Consider the following 2,052-nt stretch of genomic DNA (forward strand, 5'->3'; position numbering starts at 1 on the left):
GACGCCCGGAGAAAGTGGTATTTGCCGACAAGGTGTTCCGAGTAGCGACTTGGTCCGATCTTTGGCTAGAATTCTGTAGACAATTGCAGCAGAAGCACGTCACAATGTTCAACGACATCATAGTCACACCTGAATTTATAAGATATTTTTCTCGGTCTCCAAGAACATTAAACAAACCCAAGTCCATACGAAACGGTATTTATGTCGAGACGCAACTTTCCGTTGAGACCATAAGAAAGAATATATCTAGTTTGCTGAATAAATTTGGATATAAAATAGAAGATTTTCGTATCGTTCTGCGTAGTTAAAAGTCGGCGAGATCGCAGGATAACGTTGAATGGTGCGGTTGGACGTATCGAGCGGAGGTAAAGATATGTGTAGCTTCGCAGTATACACAACAAGGTTGAAGGATGCCCTGTCGATCTTTCCCCATAGAGTAAATGAGGTAGACCAAGCATTAACTATGATGTACGAGGCGCTCAATTCCGCCATAGACAAATTAGGTGATGATATCGCTGCAGCTATAAAGGAGCGCAGGTGGGACGATGCAGCCAGGTTAATGAAGCTTGCAATGGACATTGATATGACTATGAAACAGATATGTATACCAAATATGTCAACTAATGAATTTGATGTCGAATTTATATTAAACCAACAGCAAGATAACAACAGTACCCAACGAACTGCGGCAAATTATGATGAATTGCTTTGGACAGATGCGAGACTCGAGGCAAAGCCCAACACACTCGTGATATTGAATAAGGAGATTAACGTTTCAAATTGGATTGATGTGTGGGTAGCTTTTTGGAGAGACCTGTCTACGAGGAATTACGGCCTATTGCAACACCTTGTTAGAACGAAGGACCTCCAGTATGTTTCCTTTCATAAGGCAGAGCTGTCGGCTCCCCAACAATTACACGCAGGGCTGTATGTGGACACAAACATAACGGATGAAGAAATAAGGAAGGAAATTAGACTAATCTCAGAAATAGTTGGATTCAGTAAACGTGACGTACGTGTTCTGCGACGAAAGGTGCAATGAAATGCGTAACCGTTCGAGATCGCTTTGGCGCTTCACATCCATCCAGTGCAAGCGCAGGGCCCGCTGCCCTGCGCCTCACCCTTCCAACACGTAGGCGCGCCGCACCCTCCATCCCACGCGCTCGCCTTCCGCGGATTGCGGCGGGCCGGCGTGGCTCGCGAGGACCCTCCCGGCGAGGGACTCGAGTTCGTACAGCGTCCGATGTCCCACGTACTGCACGCGCGCCACGCGACAGGGCAGGGCCGAACCATCGTCGGCGGTGAGTTCGCACCACTCCGGCCGCATCATGAGAGGCCTACGGCCGAGATGGGCCGAGCGGGGAGCGGAGGTCAGCCGTACAGTCTGCTCGCTGTCCGCAATCTGCACCTGCGCGAGCCCGCTTGCGTCCACTTCGCGCACCACGCCCGTCACGCACGCGGCCGGCCCCAGAAGCCTGGCGATCTCGGCCGTGCGCGGGCACTCGTACACCTCCACCGGCGTTCCCACCTGCAGGATCTCCCCGTTCATCATCACGGCCACGTGGTGCGGCAGAGACAGCGCCTCGTCCGCCTGGTGGCTGACGTAGAGCGCGGCCGCTCCCGTCTGCCGGATGCGCTCGCGCACCTCTTGCGCGAATGCGTCGCGGTTGGCCGGATCCAGGCTCGCGGTGGGCTCATCGAACAGGTACAGGTCAGGGCGCGCCGCAAGTGCCCGCGCGAGCCCCACTCGCTGGCGCTGGCCGCCCGAGAGTTCGGACGGGTAGCGCGCGGCGTACGCGTCCATGCCCACCGCGGCGAGCACCGATTCCGCCTCCCGCCTCGCCGAAAGCCGCGCCATGCCTCTCCTGCGCAGGGGATACGCGACGTTGTCCACAACCATCCACTGCGGCCAGAGTGCGTGCGACTGGAACACCACGCCAATGCGCCGCTTCTCCGGCGGAAGCGAAAACGTGGGCGACGCCACCATCTCCTCGCCAATCCAGATGGCCCCCGATTGAATCGGATAAAACCCCGCGATGGCGCCGAGAAGCG

The 2,052-nt window shown here is 55.5% G+C and carries 2 protein-coding genes; one reads left to right on the forward strand and one right to left on the reverse strand.

What is annotated here, in order from left to right:
- Positions 1-337 precede the first annotated feature (337 nt).
- The gene (locus AS26_RS13445; RefSeq protein WP_157068516.1) at positions 338-1,042 is read left to right on the forward strand and encodes a hypothetical protein; all 705 of its coding nucleotides are present in this window, start codon (positions 338-340) and stop codon (positions 1,040-1,042) included.
- 75 nt (positions 1,043-1,117) lie between these two features.
- On the opposite strand, the gene AS26_RS13450 is transcribed toward AS26_RS13445, so the two are convergent.
- Positions 1,118-2,052, reverse strand: a 935-nt coding sequence (locus AS26_RS13450; protein WP_062310621.1) for an ABC transporter ATP-binding protein, incomplete at its 5' end; no start/stop codon positions are given.

Origin of the sequence: Alicyclobacillus sendaiensis NBRC 100866 (genome assembly GCF_001552675.1) — a bacterium.
GTDB lineage: Bacteria > Bacillota > Bacilli > Alicyclobacillales > Alicyclobacillaceae > Alicyclobacillus > Alicyclobacillus sendaiensis.

Excerpts from the sequence above, each read along its gene's own strand:
- AS26_RS13445 (WP_157068516.1), top strand. The coding sequence starts at position 338 with ATGGTGCGGTTGGACGTATCGAGCGGAGGTAAAGATATGTGTAGCTTC.